The 2,109-nt window shown below is 59.7% G+C and carries 2 protein-coding genes; one reads left to right on the forward strand and one right to left on the reverse strand.

What is annotated here, in order from left to right; translation table 11 throughout:
• Positions 1–167: 167 nt before the first annotated feature.
• The gene (locus WCG50_RS19130; protein ID WP_336901184.1) at positions 168–470 is read left to right on the forward strand and encodes a hypothetical protein; all 303 of its coding nucleotides are present in this window, start codon (positions 168–170) and stop codon (positions 468–470) included.
• Positions 471–505: 35 nt separating this feature from the next.
• On the opposite strand, the gene WCG50_RS19135 is transcribed toward WCG50_RS19130, so the two are convergent.
• Positions 506–2,062: a polyamine aminopropyltransferase gene (locus WCG50_RS19135; RefSeq protein ID WP_336901185.1), complete on the reverse strand. Its 1,557-nt coding sequence runs from the start codon at positions 2,060–2,062 to the stop codon at positions 506–508.
• Positions 2,063–2,109: the final 47 nt, after the last annotated feature.

The following is a 2,109-nucleotide window of genomic DNA, read 5'->3' on the forward strand; positions in this document are numbered from 1 at the left end:
AAGCCGTCACCATCGTCAAATAAAAGCAAGCTGTTGATCTCGAAGTGGGCCACTGGCTGAGAACAGCCTGATCGGGCGAAAAGGAGGGTGTTTCACCTTCGTCACTGACACTTCGCAGGGTGTGATTCCTGATGAAATGGGGCCTGATTTGCTGAGGTATCAACACCATGAGTACCGCCACTTTCCTCTATATTGGTCTTGACCATGCCCGTTGCAACACGGTAAAAAAACGCTGGCCCAACCTGCACAAAATCAATGGATTCGCAGGTCTTGTCGATCTCTGTGACGACATGGCCAAAGTCATTGATAAGTGGAGCCAAAAACAAGACCCTGACAGTTTTCCGGGTGTCTTCGATTACGAAGTCACCGAAGAATTGGGGGCTTGGCTATATGACCACCTTGAGGCGACGCCTGCAGAGTTTCAGGCGGAGCTGGAGCGGTTTGTGAGCATCTGGACCTTCCCGCTTTAGCGATAACCGCCCCGGTTGAATGACGAGGCGCCGCTTTACTTGGCGACCCGGCCCCACTCGGTCTCGTAAGTCGTGACCAGCACCTGATTCGACAGGCGGTTGACCTCGGTCGGCACCCGAGCCATGTCCGCCGGGAAGTCAAACAACGCGGGCAGGCTGTGCGGCGTCAAAAACCGCAGGTCCGCAGGCAAGGTGCTGGGCAGTCGGTAAGGGCGGCGACTGGCCACCACGTAACCCCATTCGCCAAAGCTCGGCACATGGGCGTGGTACGGCGTGGCGCTGAGGCCGACCGACTCGATCGTGTTGACCACGGTCCAGAAACTTTGGCGCGCTACCAGCGGCGAGGTGGTCTGGATCACGGCATAGCCGCTGGCCGCCAAGTGCTTGTCCAGCAGCGCGTAAAAAGCGTTGGTGTAGAGCTTGCCAATCGAAAAATTGGTGGGGTCGGGGAAGTCCACCACGATCACGTCAAACATGTCGTCGGTACTCTCCAGCCAGCTAAAGGCATCGGTGTTGACGACCTTGACCTTGGGCGACTGCAAGGCACCCGCGTTGAGTTTGACCAGCACCGGTTGCGTTGAAAACAGCGTCGTCATGGCCGGGTCCAGTTCCACCAGCGTGACGCTGTCCACGCCCGGGTATTTGAGAATTTCGCGCACCGCCATGCCGTCGCCACCGCCCAGTACCGCTACTTTTTTGGGCGCCCCGCCCGTGGCTGAATAGGCCGCCATCACCGGGTGCACCAGGGCTTCGTGGTAGCGGTATTCGTCGCGCTGGGCAAATTGCAGGTTGCCGTTCAGGAACAGCCGGTAACCGGCCCGCCCTTCGCCGCCGCCATGGGTCACCACAATGCGCTGGTAGGGCGAGGTGCTGGCAAACACCACGTGGTCCTGGTACATCTTGTCTTCTGCCCAGGTCGTGACCTGATCGGCCGCCGCCATGCCGGCGGCCAGCAGGCCCAAAGTTGCCACGCAGGCCAGGGCGTGCGCCTTGAATTGCCGCAACTCATCCCGAAACAGCCAGAGCGCCCACAGCGCCACCGCCGCATTCATCAACCCAAACAGCAGGCCGGTGCGGATCAAGCCCAACTGTGGCACCAGCACCAGCGGGAACGCCAGCGACACCGCCAGCGCGCCGAGGTAGTCAAAGGTGAGTACCTGCGACACCAGATCCTTGAGCGCCACGTTGCGTTTCAGAATGCGCATGACCAGCGGAATCTCCAGCCCCACCAGCGTGCCCACGGCCATCACCAACGCGTAAAGTAAAAAACGAAACGAACCGGGCAGCCAGGCATTTGCTATAAAAAGAAGAGCGGGTAACGCTCCACCTATAAGGGCTACAAGCAGTTCTATCCTTAAAAAGTGGGCGGGCAACTGGCGCTCGAAAAAGCGCGATAAGTAGGAGCCCACGCCCATGGCAAAAAGATAAGTGCCGATGACGGTGGAGAACTGCAACACCGAGTCGCCCAACAGGTAGGACGCCAGCGCCCCGGCTGCCAATTCGTACACCAGCCCGCAGGCCGAGACGATGAAGACCGAGGCGAGCAGGGCGACTTCGACCGGGCGCGGCCCGGTTTCCTCGGAAGGGCTCACCCGTGAATCGCCGCCGCCACGATGATGCAAATGCCCAGCGACATGGC

Origin of the sequence: Rhodoferax sp. (genome assembly GCF_037143375.1) — a bacterium.
In the GTDB taxonomy this organism is placed as follows: Bacteria; Pseudomonadota; Gammaproteobacteria; order Burkholderiales; family Burkholderiaceae_C; genus Rhodoferax.

Excerpts from the sequence above, each read along its gene's own strand:
- WCG50_RS19130 (WP_336901184.1), top strand. The coding sequence starts at position 168 with ATGAGTACCGCCACTTTCCTCTATATTGGTCTTGACCATGCCCGTTGC.